15 protein-coding genes and 1 pseudogene are annotated in these 16,798 nt (G+C 40.3%); all 16 read left to right on the top strand.

The genetic code is table 11. The features are described from left to right. The first annotated feature begins 1 nt into the window (after nt 1). A complete protein-coding gene (locus tag F3G86_RS02880; protein ID WP_149722928.1) occupies nt 2-1,648 on the top strand; it encodes a flagellar hook-length control protein FliK in 1,647 nt (548 codons plus the stop codon). Continuing rightward, nucleotides 1,645-1,911 (top strand): FlhB-like flagellar biosynthesis protein, encoded by a 267-nt coding sequence (locus tag F3G86_RS02875; protein WP_223227339.1) that lies wholly within the window; start codon nt 1,645-1,647, stop codon nt 1,909-1,911. Before F3G86_RS02880 ends, F3G86_RS02875 begins: the two co-directional genes overlap by 4 nt. Before the next feature lie 66 nt (nt 1,912-1,977). Continuing rightward, complete coding sequence (locus F3G86_RS02870; RefSeq protein WP_149722927.1) at nt 1,978-3,678, top strand: methyl-accepting chemotaxis protein; 1,701 nt, start codon at nt 1,978-1,980, stop codon at nt 3,676-3,678. A gap of 34 nt (nt 3,679-3,712) precedes the next feature. Then, entirely contained in the window at nt 3,713-4,279 is a 567-nt protein-coding gene (locus F3G86_RS02865) for a CheB methylesterase domain-containing protein (protein ID WP_021090049.1), read from the top strand. Further along, the gene (locus F3G86_RS02860) at nt 4,269-5,093 is read left to right on the top strand and encodes a CheR family methyltransferase (protein WP_149722926.1); all 825 of its coding nucleotides are present in this window, start codon (nt 4,269-4,271) and stop codon (nt 5,091-5,093) included. Before F3G86_RS02865 ends, F3G86_RS02860 begins: the two co-directional genes overlap by 11 nt. Before the next feature lie 88 nt (nt 5,094-5,181). Further along, nucleotides 5,182-7,803: a DNA gyrase subunit A gene (gene gyrA, locus F3G86_RS02855; protein WP_149722925.1), complete on the top strand. Its 2,622-nt coding sequence runs from the start codon at nt 5,182-5,184 to the stop codon at nt 7,801-7,803. 44 nt (nt 7,804-7,847) lie between these two features. Then, entirely contained in the window at nt 7,848-8,348 is a 501-nt protein-coding gene (locus F3G86_RS02850) for an LPP20 family lipoprotein (RefSeq protein ID WP_002939671.1), read from the top strand. Beyond that, entirely contained in the window at nt 8,324-8,716 is a 393-nt protein-coding gene (locus F3G86_RS02845) for a hypothetical protein (RefSeq protein ID WP_107849736.1), read from the top strand. Before F3G86_RS02850 ends, F3G86_RS02845 begins: the two co-directional genes overlap by 25 nt. A gap of 12 nt (nt 8,717-8,728) precedes the next feature. After that, complete coding sequence (locus F3G86_RS02840) at nt 8,729-9,883, top strand: sigma-54-dependent transcriptional regulator (RefSeq protein WP_149722924.1); 1,155 nt, start codon at nt 8,729-8,731, stop codon at nt 9,881-9,883. Nucleotides 9,884-9,953: 70 nt separating this feature from the next. Then, nucleotides 9,954-10,979: an aspartate-semialdehyde dehydrogenase gene (locus F3G86_RS02835; RefSeq protein WP_149722923.1), complete on the top strand. Its 1,026-nt coding sequence runs from the start codon at nt 9,954-9,956 to the stop codon at nt 10,977-10,979. Between the two features lie 92 nt (nt 10,980-11,071). Beyond that, nucleotides 11,072-11,578 carry a YqhA family protein gene (locus tag F3G86_RS02830; protein WP_149722922.1) on the top strand — a complete coding sequence of 169 codons (507 nt, stop codon included), beginning with the start codon at nt 11,072-11,074 and terminating at the stop codon, nt 11,576-11,578. A 92-nt stretch (nt 11,579-11,670) separates the two neighbouring features. After that, a complete protein-coding gene (gene hemE, locus F3G86_RS02825; protein ID WP_149722921.1) occupies nt 11,671-12,693 on the top strand; it encodes a uroporphyrinogen decarboxylase in 1,023 nt (340 codons plus the stop codon). Then, nucleotides 12,683-13,597: a radical SAM protein gene (locus tag F3G86_RS02820; protein ID WP_149722920.1), complete on the top strand. Its 915-nt coding sequence runs from the start codon at nt 12,683-12,685 to the stop codon at nt 13,595-13,597. Before hemE ends, F3G86_RS02820 begins: the two co-directional genes overlap by 11 nt. A 3-nt stretch (nt 13,598-13,600) precedes the next feature. Continuing rightward, nucleotides 13,601-14,419, top strand: coding sequence for a pyridoxamine kinase (locus F3G86_RS02815; protein WP_149722919.1), 819 nt, complete (start codon nt 13,601-13,603; stop codon nt 14,417-14,419). 148 nt (nt 14,420-14,567) lie between these two features. After that, a pseudogene (locus F3G86_RS11165) lies at nt 14,568-15,389 on the top strand (cache domain-containing protein); the annotation flags it as partial. Beyond that, entirely contained in the window at nt 15,378-16,532 is a 1,155-nt protein-coding gene (locus tag F3G86_RS11160) for a methyl-accepting chemotaxis protein (protein ID WP_411160686.1), read from the top strand. The pseudogene F3G86_RS11165 and the gene F3G86_RS11160, both read left to right, overlap by 12 nt. Nucleotides 16,533-16,798: the final 266 nt, after the last annotated feature.

The raw sequence follows: 16,798 nt of genomic DNA, 5'->3' as shown, positions 1-16,798 counted from the left end.
AATGGACGTAGCAAATTCTCTAAATATCTCAAACACCTCGGTTCAAACTGGGCAAAATGCCGCCCAAAACGCGCCTGTTCGCAAAAATGAAGGCTCACTTTTTAAAAACCAGCCAGCTGGGACGCCAAGCGAACAGACCGTCTCAAACGCTCTTGATAACGTTGGCAAGCTAGTTGCAAGGGTGCTTGATGATCTAAAAAGCGCTTCAAGCCTTAGTAAGGCTGAGCAAATTTTATCTCAGGCAAAAGATACAAAGATCGCTCCAAATTTAGCTAGCGAGCTCTCAGACCTTGCAAAAAGCTTAGAGAGCGAGGCTATGCAAAGCGAAAGCCCTGAGATAAAGAGCCTTGCACTAAAACTAAAAGAATTTCTAAAACCAATAGCCGATCTTAAAGCTGGTTCGCTAAATGATCAGATCAAAAACTCTGGCGTCATGCTTGAAGCAAATTTAAAAGATGCGCTTACCCCAGAAAAACTGCCAAGCTCGATACAAAAGTTACTAAGCGATATAAAAAATCTCTCAAATCAAAATTTACTTAGTCAAATTTTAACTCTAAATGATGAGAGCTTGGATAATCAAAACTCATTTATGAAGCTTACTTCTATGCTTGAAAAAGCGAGCAGTGACGCTAAAAATATCCTTGATAACTCAAGCATAAAAACGCTTTTAAAAGATGTGGATAAGCTTGATAATGTGGCTAAATTTCTGGATAAAAACTTCTCAAAAGATCAAAGTGCAGACGCGGTTAAAAGCCAGATCGGCAAGATAGAGAATTTCATCTCAAATTTAAGCGAGAAGGTAGCAAATTTAGCGAGTGAAAAGCTAAATCAAAGTGTGGCTTTTAGCTCAAACCACAAAGAGCTAAAGCTGGTCCTTGATAGCCTAAAAAATGATCTAAAAATGCTAAACAACATAGGCGATGAGGCTGGGCTTGTAAAGGCATTTAACGAGGTTAGCGACGTCTCAAAAGAGGGCAGCTTGCAAGATAAGCTCCAAAGTGCGGCCAGACGCCTAGCTCACAGCCTAAGTCTAGCAGATCCAGAAGCAAGCACAGCTAAAAGCGATCTAGCTGAGAGTAAGGCGCTTTTAAAGCAGCTAAAGCTCGCTATAAACGACATAAACAACATCACGACAAAGAGCGGCAGTGAAATTTCAAAGGTGCTAAATCAAGATGTAAAAAGCACGCTTTTAAACATAAGCGAAAAGAGCCAAAACCCCCAAACCGTAAATGCTGCAAACAAGATGATCTCGCAGATCGAGATGCATCAGATGGTCTCAAGCTTGCAAGGAGGCATACAAACCTATATGCCATACATCTGGGACGGCGTGGAGGGCGGAAATGTCGCGTTTAAACAGGGCAAAAAGGATAAATTTTATGCCCAGATCGATCTAAATTTTAAGAAATTTGGCCAGATAAATATGATGGTGGGGCTTGTGGATAAACGCTATATCGATCTATCGGTGGCAACGCAGACAAATGAGTTTAAGGAGCTCATTTTAGGAAATTCAAGCAAGCTAAAGCAAGCTATCTCAAAGCTTGGACTAATCGTTTCAAATTTTAACATCAAAACCTTGCCAAAGGTGAAGCTAAACGATAGATTTAAAAATTTTGGCGGCCTTGATGTGGGCTTTGATAAGAAAATTTGATGCAAGTAAATAAGAAAAAAGCCGTCGCTCTTGGCTACAACAGGTCGCAAGATAACGCTCCAAAGGTGCTTGCAAGCGGTGCTGGCGAGATAGCAAATAAGATAATAAGCCTTGCAAAAGAGCACGATATACCGATCAAAGAGGATCCTGATCTCATTGAAATTTTAAGCAAGGTCGAGGTCGATCAAGAGATACCGCCAAATTTATATAAAGCGGTGGCTGAGATTTTTAGCTTTTTATATAAGATCACAAATAAAAAGTAAATATTGCACTTTAATGGTGCTATAATCTCAAAATTAAGGAAATTTAAACATTAAAAAGGAGGTATTATGAAAATTTCATCAAAAGTGACGATGATGATCGTCTCGTCCCTACTGGTGCTTGGAGCCATCTTAGTCTTTCTAAACATTTACGAGCAAAACAAAGCGATAGAATTTTCCACCAAACAGCTGACTGAAACGATCTTAGCCGACAAAAGGGCAGCTTTAAGTGAAGAGATGGATATCGTTTCAAATATTTTGCTAAAAATTCAAGAGGTTTATGACGACGCAAACGAGACCATTGAAGATCAAAAAGAAGATATCATCGACTATCTCTCAAAGGCTAGATTTGGCGATGATAAAAAGGGATACTTTAGTATCTACACTACAAAAGGTGTGGTTATCTCTAGCCCTGGAGTGCCTGAGTATAACGGTCTTGATAGACTTGAAGCAACTGACGCAGATGGCTATAAATACATAAAAGATTTCATGCAAAAAGCCTCGGAAAATAGCGAGGGCGCTTTTGTAAATTTTGTAGCTAAAGCAAAAGATGGCTCAACGACTAGAAAGATAGGAAAAGGGCTAAAACTAAACCTCTTTCATGAAGATGTAGTGCTGATGTCTGTTGTTAATCTTGAGGGTATGTATAAAGAGATAGATAAAATTTCAGCTACCATGCAAAATGACGCTAAGGCAAACACTACAAATTTCGTTGTTATAGCTGTAGTGGTTTTAATCATCTCACTAATAGTTGCCATGCTCTACTCTAAATTTTCTATCACAAAACCGCTAAATGAGCTAATCATGCGGGCTACAAATCTCTCAAGCGGCGATGGCGATCTAACAAGAAAACTAGAAGTCGTCGGCAAAGATGAGATAGCAAAAGCAAGCGAAGCCATAAATAAATTTATAGAAAAAGTAAAGGTTTTAATCGCCGAGGCAAAAGATATCTCGAATGAAAATAGCTCCATCGCAAACGAGCTTAGCTCAACCTCCGTCCAAACTGGCCGTGGGGTAGAAAACTCAAGTAAGATAGTTGAGAGCGCTGGGAAGGATTGCGCTGAGATACAATCATATATGAAAGATTCAATCGAAGTTGCAAAAGGTGGCAAAGATGATCTTCAAAAGGCGCTAACCTACGTTGATGAGACCTTAAATACCATCTCAAATTTATCTTCAGAGATCGCTCAGACATCAGATATAGAAAATCAAATGGCTGGCAAGATCGAGCAGCTTAGCCGTGACGCTGAGCAGGTAAAATCAGTCCTTGTGGTTATCAACGACATCGCTGATCAGACAAATTTACTTGCACTTAACGCAGCCATTGAAGCAGCACGTGCAGGAGAACACGGACGCGGCTTTGCAGTCGTTGCTGATGAGGTTAGAAAGCTAGCTGAGCGCACTCAAAAGAGCCTAACAGAGATAAACGCAACTATCAACGTCATCGTTCAAGCGATAAATGAAAGCAGCGAGCAAATGAGCATCAACTCTAAGCAAATAAGCGAGCTAACAGGCGTAGCAAACAACGCACAAAATACCATAAGAGATATGAGCGATATCATGAGATCAGCCATAGGACTATCTGATAAGACTATCGAGGACTATATAAAGACAGGTAGGGATATTGACGATATAGTAAAAAGCATGGAGGGCATAAGTCAAATTTCGTCTCAAAGCACAAGAAGCGTAGAAGAGATAGCTTCAGCGGCTGAGCATCTAAACAAGATGACAGATACGCTAAATGCAAAACTTGGCGAATTTAGAACTTGATTTGTGCGATAAATTTTAAATTTAAAGGCAATTAGTGGCTCAAAAACTGGTCTTAATAGGGGCTTCTACAGGAGGCCCAGGTCATATAAAAAAACTATTAAAAGATATAAATTTAAATGGTGCGATGGTTGTCATCGCTCAGCATATGAACAAGATGTTTATAAACTCATTTGTCACGCAAATGGGCAGGGAGTGCAACATAAATGTTGAAATTTTAAGCGAAAAGACAAATTTAAAAGAAAATATCGTCTATATTTGTGATCAAAATTTTGAAATTTCAGCGACTTTGCCAGTTAGCGCAAAGCCACAACCTGAGATAAAAACGATATATACGCCAAATGTTGATGTGCTTTTTAACTCAGGCACGCAGATCGCCAAAAATGTAAATTTACTAGCGATCTTGCTAACTGGTATCGGCGATGATGGTGCAGCTGGGCTTGATAAGCTCTACAAAGCAGGCGCAAAATGCATAGCTGAAAACGAAGAGAGCGCCATAGTTTATGGCATGCCAAAGCGTGCTAAGGAGCTAAATCAAAATTTAAAATCGTTAAATTTAATGATGATAAGAAAAGAGCTTGAGGAGTTTTTAAATGCTTTTTAACAAAGTGGATAAACAAAGCGAAGTTTTAGAGGCAAAAGCACCAAGCGACATGGATGGATTTAACGAATTTATGAGCACTATAAAGACGCTTTGCGGGGTCGATCTAGAGCCAAAGAGAGACATTACGCTGCAAAGAGTTAGTATATTTGCCAAAAATCGCCAGATAAAAAGCTTTAAAGAACTAGTTTCGATGATAAGATTTGACACGCTACTTAGGCAAGATCTTTTAAATTTAGTCACCGTAAATGAGACATATTTTTATAGAGAGCTAGCCCAGCTAAAAGACGTGATCTACTACGCAAAAGAGCTTGGAGAGGCTAGAATTTTATGCGCGCCTTGCTCGACTGGTGATGAGGTCTATTCGCTTGCAATGCTTGCTTATGAATTTGGCCTTAAACAAAGTGATATCCAGCTAACTGGCATCGACATAAACTCAGAAGCCATACAAGCTTGTAGCGTCGGATGCTACGGCGAGAGGAGCTTGCATAGACTAAGCGAGTTTCAAAAAGAGAGATTTTTTACAAAAAAAGATGACAAATTTTTCATCAAAAAGGAAATTTTGCCAAGGTGTGAGTTTAAAATTTTAAACGTTTTTGACGATGCGATGTTTAATCTTGGTAAATTTGACATCGTCCTTTCAAGAAATATGATGATATATTTTGACGATGCGTTTAGACTAAAATGCGTTGAGAGGCTGCACAAGCTACTTAAACCAGAGGGTAGGCTTTATGCTGGACACGCTGATCTTGTGCCATATACCCCACTTTACACAAAGCGTTTTTCAAACGGAGCTACATATTACGAGCGTGCTTAAGGGTTAAATTTAACCCAGGCCGCTTTGCCCTTAGAAAGTTTTTATCAATTTTTGGCTAAAATCCCTCAAGCTAAATTTAAGGATAAAAATGAAAGACAATCTACTTGAATTAACTCAAGATATCGCTTCAGTTGATATCGAAGATTCTATAAAAAATAGCTATCTTGACTACTCTATGAGCGTCATCGTCGGACGTGCTTTGCCTGACGCTAGAGACGGACTAAAGCCAGTTCATAGAAGAATTTTATACGCTATGGATAATCTTGGCGTTGGCAGCAGAAGTGCCTATATGAAGTCAGCACGTATCGTCGGTGAAGTCATCGGTAAGTACCACCCACACGGCGACACAGCGGTTTATGACGCACTTGTTCGTATGGCTCAGAAATTTTCTATGCGCTATCCAGTCGTTGATGGACAAGGAAACTTTGGCTCGATTGACGGCGACAGCGCAGCTGCGATGCGTTATACCGAAGCTAGAATGACCATGCTTACTGAAGAGCTTTTAAAAGATATCGATAAAGATACGGTTGATTTTGTACCAAACTACGACGATAGAGAGGTCGAGCCAGATGTTTTGCCTAGCCGTGTGCCAAATTTATTATTAAACGGCTCAAGCGGTATTGCGGTCGGTATGGCGACAAATATCCCACCACACAGCCTTGATGAGCTGATAGACGGTCTTTTGCTACTTCTTGAAAACAAAGAGGCGACACTTGAAGAGGTGATGGAATTTATAAAAGGTCCAGACTTTCCAACCGGCGGTATCATCTTTGGTAAAAAAGGCATCATAGAGGCCTACCGCACAGGTCGTGGTAGGGTCAAACTAAGAGCCAAAACTCACATAGAAAAAAAGCCAAACAAAGACGTCATAGTAATCGACGAGCTACCTTATCAAACAAACAAAGCAAGGCTTATCGAGCAGATCGCTGAGCTTGTAAAAGATAAGCAGATAGATGGCATCAGTGAGGTTAGAGATGAGTCTGACAAGGACGGCATCCGCGTAGTCATCGAGCTAAAACGCGACGCTATGAGCGACATCGTGCTAAATAATCTCTTTAAATCAACCACGATGGAGAGCACTTTTGGCGTTATTATGCTTGCTATTAATAACAAAGAGCCAAAGGTATTTAACCTTATTGAGCTACTTAAGCTATTTTTAAATCACAGAAAAACCGTTATCATTAGAAGAACGATATTTGAGCTTGAAAAAGCGCGCGCAAGAGCCCACATCTTAGAGGGTCTAAAGATCGCACTTGATAACATCGACGAGGTGATCGAGCTTATTAGAAATAGTGCCGATACAGCGGTTGCTAGAGAAGGCTTGATGAGTAAATTTAACCTCTCAGAGCTTCAAGCAAATGCTATCCTTGATATGCGTCTAAGCAAGCTTACAGGCCTAGAGAGAGAAAAACTAGAGGCTGAACTAGCCGAGCTTATGGCCGAGATCGCAAGACTTGATGAAATTTTAAAGAGCGAGACATTGCTTGAAAATTTGATCAAAGAAGAGCTTCTTGAGATCAAAAATAAATTTAAAGTACCAAGAGTGACTGAGATCGTTGATGACTATGATGATATCGACATCGAAGACCTCATACCAAATGAAAATATGGTCGTAACCATAACTCACCGCGGCTACATCAAGCGTGTGCCAAGCAAGCAGTACGAGAAGCAAAAACGCGGTGGCAAGGGCAAAGTAGCGGTCACGACATACGATGATGACTTTATAGAGAGCTTCTTTACTTCAAATACTCACGATACGCTTATGTTTGTGACTGACCGCGGACAGCTCTACTGGCTAAAAGTATATAAGATCCCAGAGGGAAGCCGCACGGCAAAGGGCAAAGCAGTTGTAAATTTGATCCAGTTGCAGCCTGATGAGAAGATCAAAGCGATCATCCCAACGACTGACTTTGATGAGAGTAAATCGCTAGCATTCTTCACTAAAAATGGCATCGTAAAACGCACAAATTTAAGTGAGTTTAAAAACATCCGCTCAGTTGGCGTAAGAGCGATCAGCCTTGATGAGAACGACGAGCTAGTAACTGCACTCATCGCTCAAACATACGATGATATGCCAGTAACTGACTCTGAAAATGAGCTAAGCGTTGAGACTGAGGTGCTTGAAGTTGAAGAGCTTCAAAATGAGATCGATGAAGATAGTGCAAATGCCGAAGAGGACGCAAACTCAGGCGATGAGACAATGCTATTTGTCGTTACTAAAAAGGGTATGTGTCTTAAATTTAAGATCAGCAAAGTTCGCCAAATGGGAAGAACTGCACGCGGTGTAACTGGTATTAAATTTAAAGAGCCAGGCGATGAGGTCGTAGGCGCAGCAGTCATCGAAAGCAATGACCAAGAAATTTTAAGCATATCTCAAAAAGGTATCGGCAAGCGCACAACCGCTGATGAGTACCGCTTGACAAACCGCGGCGGCAAAGGCGTCATCTGCATGAAACTAACAAGCAGAACAGGCGATCTTGTGGGCGTTGTGATGGTTGATGAAGAGCAAGATCTAATGGCTCTAACATCAAGTGGTAAGATGATAAGAGTCGATATGCAAAGCATCCGCAAAGCAGGACGTAACACAAGCGGCGTGATCGTCGTAAATGTCGATGGCGATGATGTTGTAAGCATCGCAAGATGCCCTAAGGCAGATGATGGCGAAGATGAGGAAGAAGCACCAAGCGAAGATATGGGGCTTTTGGAATAAATTTTGCTGTTAAATTTTAAATAAAAGCATAAAAAAGGTTGTTTATGAAGGTTAAAATTTTATCTTTTGCTTTGATGATCGCTATTTTTGGCGGTTGCTCATTTAATGGCTTTATGGGCGAGCCAACTAGCACATCAAACCGCAACGTAGTCATCCAAAAGGTCGATAAAGACGATCTTAGAGAGGTGATGAAAAAAGAGAAGATGATATATGATAGCGCTCCAAGAGAGACCACTTTTAGAGCCACAGGCGAGGGCATAGCTCCGCTAAATTCGCTCTCATACGCTCAGTCTGTTACACTTGCGAAAAGAGCGGCGATGGCTGATGCTTATTCGCAGCTTGCAGGCAAGCTTTATGGCGTAAAGATCAACGCTGAAGACACCGTAAGAGATGCGATGCTAAACGACTCATCTATCACTTCAAAGGTTCAAGGCCTTGTCAAAAACGCAAGGATCGTGAATGAAAATTTCAAAGACGGGCTTTATAAGGTAAATATGGAGCTTAAGATAGACGAGGATAAGTGGCGAGAAGTCTTTTCTTACTAACGATACTTTTAAATTTCGCCTTTTGCCTAGAGGAGTTTATCTTCTGGGCGAAGGTCGATACGAAAAATCAAATAGTTGCCTTTGAAGAAATTTCATTTTCTAAGGCGATGACTCTCTCGCCCAATCCAAAACCAAAATTTCTTTGTCAGATAGACGCTTTTAAAGATGAAAACACCACAACTCTTGGCTTTTTAAATTTACACAAAGATGAAATTTTTGACTGCTTTGCCTTAAAAAAAGTGATGATAAAAAATGAGCTAAATGTCAAGAATTCACAGATATCAAACGCTTCAAATTTGAAAATTTTGCCAGTTAGATTTATGGTGGAATTTAAGCCAAAATCCGCTATCATCGGCACACTTCAATAAAAAAGAGATCAAATGAATATCGTCATAGTAGAAGATGACATCAATATGCGAAAGTCGCTTGAGATCGCACTTGGCGAGTGTGAAGAGCTAAACATCAAGAGTTACAAGAGCGCAGTTGAAGCTCTAAAAAAGCTAAGCGACGACACTGATCTAATCATCACCGACATAAACATGCCAAAGATGGACGGACTTGAGTTCATTAAAGAGTTAAACGGCAAATTTGACGTCATCATAATGACTGGAAACGCCACACTTAATAAGGCGATCGAGAGCGTTAGGCTCGGCGTGAAGGATTTTTTAACAAAGCCATTTGACGTCTCGACGCTATATGAGGCGATAAAAAGGGTAGAGGCGCTAAAACAAAAAACTCCAAAAAGCATAAAAAAAGTTGAAACTAAAAGCGAAAATAACGGCTTTTTAGCCAGCTCAAAAGCGCTTGAAGCTACGCTAAATATCGCGGTAAAAGCTGCAAGAACAGACGCTTCAATAATGCTTAGTGGCGAAAGCGGCGTTGGCAAGGAGGTCTTTGCTAAATTTATCCATGCAAACTCACCAAGAAAAGATGCGGCATTTGTCGCTCTAAATATGGCTGCGATCCCTGAAAATTTGATAGAAAGTGAGCTTTTTGGCTTTGAAAAGGGCGCTTTTACTGACGCTGCTACTACCAAAAAAGGGCAGTTTGAGCTGGCAAATGGCGGAACGCTATTTTTAGATGAGATCGGCGAGATGCCTATAAATTTACAGCCAAAGCTGCTTCGTGCGCTTCAAGAGCGCGAGATAACAAGGCTTGGCGCCACAAAGAGCGAAAAGATAGACGTTCGCATCATCTGCGCTACAAATGCAAATTTAGAGCTTGCGATGAAAGAGGGCAGGTTTAGAGAAGATCTTTTCTACCGCCTAAACACGATCCCACTTTTCATCCCGCCACTTCGAGAGCGAAAAGATGAAATTTTGCCTATCGCACAAGATGCTTTAGAAAAATGTTGCAAAGAGTATGGCTTTGAGGCTAAAAATTTCTCAAAAGCAGCCAAAGAGGAGCTTTTGAGCTATGACTATCCAGGCAACATAAGAGAGCTCATCTCAGTTGTGCAGCGTGCGGCGATACTAAGCGAGGGCGATGAAATTTTGCCAAAAGATCTATTTTTGCAGGCGAGAAGTAAAAAATAGGTAAAAATTTAAGTTTTTGGCTAGTAAAATTATGCAAATTAAGAAAATTAAAAGAAACCAAGGAGAGCAGATGAGAAAATTTAACGTAGCGGTCGTTGGTGCTACTGGAGCGGTCGGCGAAGAGCTTTTTAGAGTTATGGAAGAGGTTGATTTTCCAGTTGGTGAGCTTTTGCCACTTGCAAGTGCCAAAAGTGCTGGCAGCGAGATAGAATTTAAAGGCAAAAACTACAAAGTAAAAGAGCTAACAGAGAAAGTTTTTAGCGAGCATGAGATCGATATCGCATTTTTTAGCGCAGGCGGCTCAGTTTCAGAGAAATTTGCCAAATTTGCAGCTGATAGCGGTGCAGTAGTCATCGATAACACCAGCCATTTTAGGATGGATAAAGATATCCCACTAGTAGTACCTGAGTGTAACCCAAGCGACATTGCCATGTGGAAAAACCGCGGCATCATCGCAAATCCAAACTGCTCAACCATCCAAATGGTGCAAATTTTAAAACCACTAAACGACGCTTTTGGCATTAACAGGGTCGATGTTTCTACCTACCAAGCAGCAAGTGGCGCTGGCAAAGAGGGCATGGAAGAGCTTGTCGTGCAGATGCAAAAGTTTTTTGAATTTAAGCTTGATGAGTGCGAGCCAAAGGTCTTTGCGCACCGCCTAGCGCTAAACGTGATCCCGCATATCGACGTCTTTTTGGATAACGACTACACAAAAGAAGAGATGAAAATGGTCAATGAAACGCAAAAGATCCTTCACAAAGATATCGAAGTGAGCGCTACTTGCGTGCGTGTGCCAGTGCTTAGAAGCCACTCTGAGGCGATCACTATCCACTTTGACAAAGACGTGAGCGCAGATGCGGCAAGAGAGGTTTTAAACAAAGCTCCAAGCGTCGTCGTAGTCGATAATCCAGCCAAAAAAGAGTATCCGATGCCTACTATCTCAAGCGATACAAACGAGACTTATGTTGGCAGAATCAGAGTTGATAACTTTAGATCAAATGTGCTTCACCTTTGGTGCAGTGCCGACCAGATCCGCGTAGGAGCTGCGACAAATGCCGTGAGAATCGCACAAAAATGGATAGCGATGCAGGAGTAGTTTGCATTAAAATTAATTGCGATCTTGCGCCTAAAATTTAAGGAAAAAACTATAAAATACCCCCTTTTTAAATTTCACAAAAAGGGTTTTTATTGCGTAAAATATTTGAGAGAATTTTGCTTGCAAGCAACAGTTTCACGCTTTTCCCGGTAGTTTTTGGCCTTTTAGGCGCGATCGTGCTTTTCATCATCGCAAGTTATGATGTCGGCAAGGTACTTTTAGAGGTTTATAAATATTTCTTTGCTGCAGATTTTCATGTTGAAAATTTTCACTCAGAGGTCGTTGGCGAGATAGTTGGAGCGATCGATCTATACTTGATGGCGCTTGTTCTTTGTATATTTAGCTTCGGAATTTACGAGCTTTTCATCTCAGAGATCACACAGCTAAAGCAGTCAAAGCAGAGCAAGGTGCTTGAAGTGCATTCGCTTGATGAGCTAAAAGACAAGCTTGGCAAAGTGATCGTCATGGTTTTAATCGTAAATTTCTTCCAAAGAGTGCTTCACGCAAACTTCACAACTCCGCTTGAGATGGCCTATCTTGCGGCTTCTATCCTTGCACTTTGCCTTGGACTTTACTTCCTTCACAAGGGCGAACACTAAAATTTTAAGCGTTCTTACGCTTAAAATTTCTCCTACATCTTTTCTTTAGCTATTTTTAGATAATATCCATTTAAAAATTTAAAGGAAATTTGATGATTTTCATAGACGCTTGCCTTAAAAAACCAACCCCATATACGCCTGTTTGGATGATGCGCCAAGCTGGCAGATATCTACCAGAATATATGGCTGTAAGAGCTAAAGCAGGGGACTTTTTATCACTTTGCAAAGACTATAAAAAGGCTAGCGAGGTCACGCTTCAGCCAGTTGATATCTTGGGTGTTGATGCGGCTATTTTGTTTAGCGACATCCTTGTCGTGCCTCTTGAAATGGGTATGGATCTGCGCTTTGAAAAGGGCGAGGGACCAGTTTTTACAAAGCCTTTGCGTGATGAGGCCGCACTTGATGCACTTAGCATCGAAAGATCGGTTAAGAGCTTAGCATACGTCTATGACACGATCAAACTTACAAGAGAAAATTTAGCCAAAGATAAGGCGCTCATTGGCTTTTGCGGAGCACCTTGGACGATAGCTACATATATGATAGAGGGTGGCGGCAGCAAAAACTATGCGGTCTGCAAAAAGATGCTCTATGAAAATCCAGAATTTTTACATCAAATTTTAGAAAAAGTGACGCAAGCGCTCATTCTTTACGTCAAAGAGCAGATAAGAGCTGGCGTAAATGCGGTGCAAATTTTTGACAGCTGGGCGGCCGCACTTGAGGAGCAGGCATATTTTGAGTTTGGATTTAGCTATATAAACAAGATAGTTGATAGCGTAAAGGCCGAATTTCCAGAGATCCCAGTCATAGTTTTCCCAAAAGGTATAAGCGGCTATTTAGATAAAATTTCAGGTAAATTTGACGTTTTTGGCGTTGATTGGAGTACGCCGATCGAGCTAGCAAAAGAGAAACTTAGCCCAAGATACGTCCTTCAGGGCAACATGGAGCCAACAAGGCTATATAGCAAAAAGGCGATCGATGAAGGCGTGGATAAAATTTTAAGCACGATGAAAGGCGCACCGCACATTTTCAACCTTGGTCATGGAATTTTACCTGATGTGCCAGTTGAAAACGCAAAATATTTCATAAAAGAGGTTCAAAGAAGAAGTGCAAGATAGCACTATCGTCTTTGGGCCCATAAATTCTCGCCGTTTTGGCATGAGTCTTGGCATCGATCTAAGCCCAAAACAAAAATCATGCAATTTTGACTGCGTTTATTGTGAGCTAAAGGGCGCAAAGCCAGTTGAAGAGATAGAAAATCCCCCAAGCGTTGATGGAATCATAAGCGCTTTAAAAGAGGCCTTAAAAGTTCATCAAAACATCGATGTCATCACGCTTACAGCAAATGGCGAACCAACTCTTTATCCTCACTTAAAAGAGCTGATCTCAAAGGTAAATGAGCTAAAAGGCAAGGCAAAAACTCTTATCTTAAGCAATGGCTCAGGCGCGAGGAATCAAAAAATTTGTGAAGCCTTGCAAGGGCTTGATATAGTGAAATTTAGCCTTGATAGTGCCGTACAAAGCACATTTAAAAAGATAGACCGCAACAAAAGTGGCATAGAAGTAAATGAACTTATAAAAGCAATGTCTAAATTTCGCAAGGAATTTAAGGGCGAGCTTGTGCTTGAAATTTTGGTCGTGGCTGGATTTAATGACAAAGAAGAGGAATTCATAGCGCTTAATGAGGCTATAAATGAGATAGCTCCGCACCGAGTGGACGTGGGCACGATAGATCGCCCGCCAGCTTACAATGTAAAAGGCGTTGATGCTAGTAGGCTTGAAGAGCTAGCAAGCAAGATAAACGGCGTGCCAGTTACCATAGCTAGGGCTCACAAGATAGAGCAAAAGTATGAATTTAGCAAGAGTGAAATTTTAGCCATGCTAGAGCGCCGTCCGCAAACTACGGCAAATGTAGAAGAAAATTTCTCAGAGCACTCAAAGCAAATTTTAAACAAGCTCTTACAAGATGGCGCGGTTTATCAAACTGACGTTGCTGGCGTTAAATTTTATAAATTAAGATGATAGATGAAGCGAATTTTAACTATACAAGACATCTCGTGCGTGGGCAAATGCTCGCTCACTGTCGCACTTCCCATAATCAGCGCCCAAGGCATCGAGACGTGCATCTTGCCAACGGCACTGCTCTCAACTCACACTGGCTTTAAAAATTTCACTTTTCGTGATCTAACTGATGAATTTGACGCTATAACGCAGGTTTGGCACAAAGAGGGCATCAGTTTTGATGGAATTTACACTGGATTTTTAGGTAGTTTTAGGCAGCTTGAGCTTATAGAAAAGGTCTTTGCTGAATTTGATAGCGGCTCTTTGCTAAGGCTTGTGGATCCTTGCATGGGTGATAATGGTAAGCTTTATCACGGCTTTGATGGGAAATTTGTGGCAAAGATGAGGGAACTTTGCAAAAAGGCTCACGTCATCACGCCAAACATAACTGAGGCAAGTTTTATGTGTGAAAAGTCATTTTTAAGCGAGGGATACGGCGAGGATTACATTTTAGAGCTGCTTGAGGGTTTGGCTAGTTTTGGTGCACGAAAGATCGTTTTAAAGGGCATTAGGTATAGGCAAAATGAGTGTGGCATCATAGCATATGACGCAAAGACGAAAGAAAAAGTGGAGTACTTTCACGAATATTTGCCATTTCATGCAAGTGGCACTGGAGATATCTTCGCTTCAGTGCTTTTTGGCTCGCTCATAAATGGCGAAAGCATGCAAAATGCTATCAAAAAGGCAGCAAATTTTGTGCTTGAGAGCATCAAGATCACGCTAAAAGATGATAATCGCACAAGATATGGTGTGCAGTTTGAAAAATTACTTAGAAATTTTTAGCACTTTATGACAAGGAGTGATTTAAATTTGTGTCATTATAACCCCACAAAGTGACATAGTTAAAACAAAATTTCAGATTTATTTAAATTAATTTTACTTTTATATAAAAAGTTGAATAATTACGCAAATATTGATCAAGGAGTGATTTATGAAGTCTTTAAGGATTAAAATTTCTGTTATTTTGACAGCTGTGATCGTGCTGCTACTAATCGGCGTTAGCCTCATTAGTTACAACATAGCTCGCAACCTATATACAGAAAAAGTTGTGAAAGATGAGCTACCACTAGCTGTCTCTAACGTTGCAGGTGAGATCGGCTATGCCATAGACAAGATCATTAACACCTCTTATCAGATGACTAAAAACGACTATCTTCTCAAGTGGATCGACGAGGGCGAGCCAAAGGACGGATTAGCAACGCTTTTTAACTATAACACCGACCTTATGAAGGCGTTTAACCTCTCAACGGCGATGTTTGTCTCTGATAAAACTCTAAACTACTACACAAATGACAAAATTTTAAAACAGCTTAGCAAGGACAATCCACGTGATAGCTGGTACTTTGACGTTAAAAATGGCAAAGAGGTAAATTCTCTAAACATCCAAGTATCAGAAGCTACTGGCTCACTAACGCTTTATGTAAATAGCAAGGTTGAAAAAGACGGCAAATTTTATGGCGTCAGCGCGATAGGCATGAACCTTGATGACATCGTAAATTTAGTCACTTCAAAAACCATGGGTGAGGGCAGTAAATTCCTAATGGTTGATTCAAGTGGTATCGTAAAGATAGAAAAGAGCGACAGGGTCGGCAAAGTAAATGTAAAAGATGTCCTTGGCAAAGAGAAATTTGATGTCTTGATGAATAAAAATGGCGGCGTCATCCATCACTTCAACGGCACGAGAAATTTGATAATTGGCTCAAAATATATCCCAAGCCTTGATTGGTATCTCTTTGGCGAGATGGACGAGGATGTGCTTTTAAAAGATTTGCATACGCTATTTTACTCAGCTATCGGCGTTATCTTGGCAGCGATCATCATCTCTGTGATAGTGTCACTTCTAATGTCTTCTTACCTCCTAAAAATCATCCTCAAACTAAAAACAGGCCTACTATCTTTCTTTGATCTACTAAATCATAAGACAAACAAAGCAGAGCCTATAGAGATAACATCTAAAGATGAATTTGGTCAAATGGCAGAGCTAATAAACAAAAACACAAAGGCCATTGAAGATGGTATGAAAGATCAAAGTATCTTCATCCAAAAAGCCAACACCTTTGTAAATGAGATAAAAGATGGCAACTATGAAGCAAGCCTAGAAGCTGATACAAACAACCCAGCTCTAAATCAACTAAAAAGCACATTTAAAGATCTACAACTTGCTCTTAAAAATGCAATCTCAAGTAATGGTAAAGATGTACTTGACCTACTAAACACTTATAAAAACCAAGACTTTACAAAAAGACTTGATGATGATGGTAAGATAGCAAGTGGTATAAACTCTCTTGGCATTGAAATCTCTAAAATGCTAAATGACAATCTAAACCAAGCTCAAACCCTAGAAGAAAAAGCAAAACTACTAGCTAGCTCAGTATCAAAAGTAGCAAGCTCAGCAAATACTCAAGCAAATAGCTTACAAGAAAGTGCTGCTGCAGTAGAGCAAATGTCTAGCTCAATGAATGCCATCTCTCAAAAGACGGCTGATGTCATAAGACAATCAGATGAAATTAAAAACATCATAACTATCATTAGAGATATAGCAGATCAAACAAATTTACTTGCTCTTAATGCTGCAATTGAAGCAGCACGTGCAGGAGAACACGGCAGAGGATTTGCTGTCGTGGCTGATGAAGTTAGAAAACTAGCTGAGAGAACTCAAAAATCTCTAGGTGAGATAGAAGCAAATACAAATGTCCTAGCTCAATCAATAAATGAGATGAGTGAATCTATAAAAGAGCAAAGTGAAGGCATAAATATGATAAATCAATCAGTTGCTCAAATAGATCACCTAACAAAAGAGAATGTTGTAATTGCTAACCAAGCAAACGAAGTAACATCAGAAGTAGATGAGATGGCTAAAGCTATAGTTGAGGATGTTAGGAAGAAGAGGTTTTAACTTCTTAATAAACAAACTTAAATTTGTTTAATGCAAACTACTGAATTTAATAAACTCCAACCTGGTTTAGACTGGGTTGGAGTTTAATAAATTATCTTTTTAAATTTAATTCTTTATCCGACTACTTTAAATTTAATAATCAAGAATTATCTATCAAATTTTAAAATTTGAAAAATAGTTTTTTAGAAATTTAAATTTTTATTTCTTTGTTAAGGGGGAAGAGGCTTGAATTACGAAGTCGCTCCCTTCCCCCTTAACAATCCCCC

This window comes from Campylobacter concisus, from assembly GCF_902460595.1.
GTDB lineage: Bacteria > Campylobacterota > Campylobacteria > Campylobacterales > Campylobacteraceae > Campylobacter_A > Campylobacter_A concisus_BL.
This window is presented reverse-complemented; position numbering and strand designations above follow the sequence as displayed.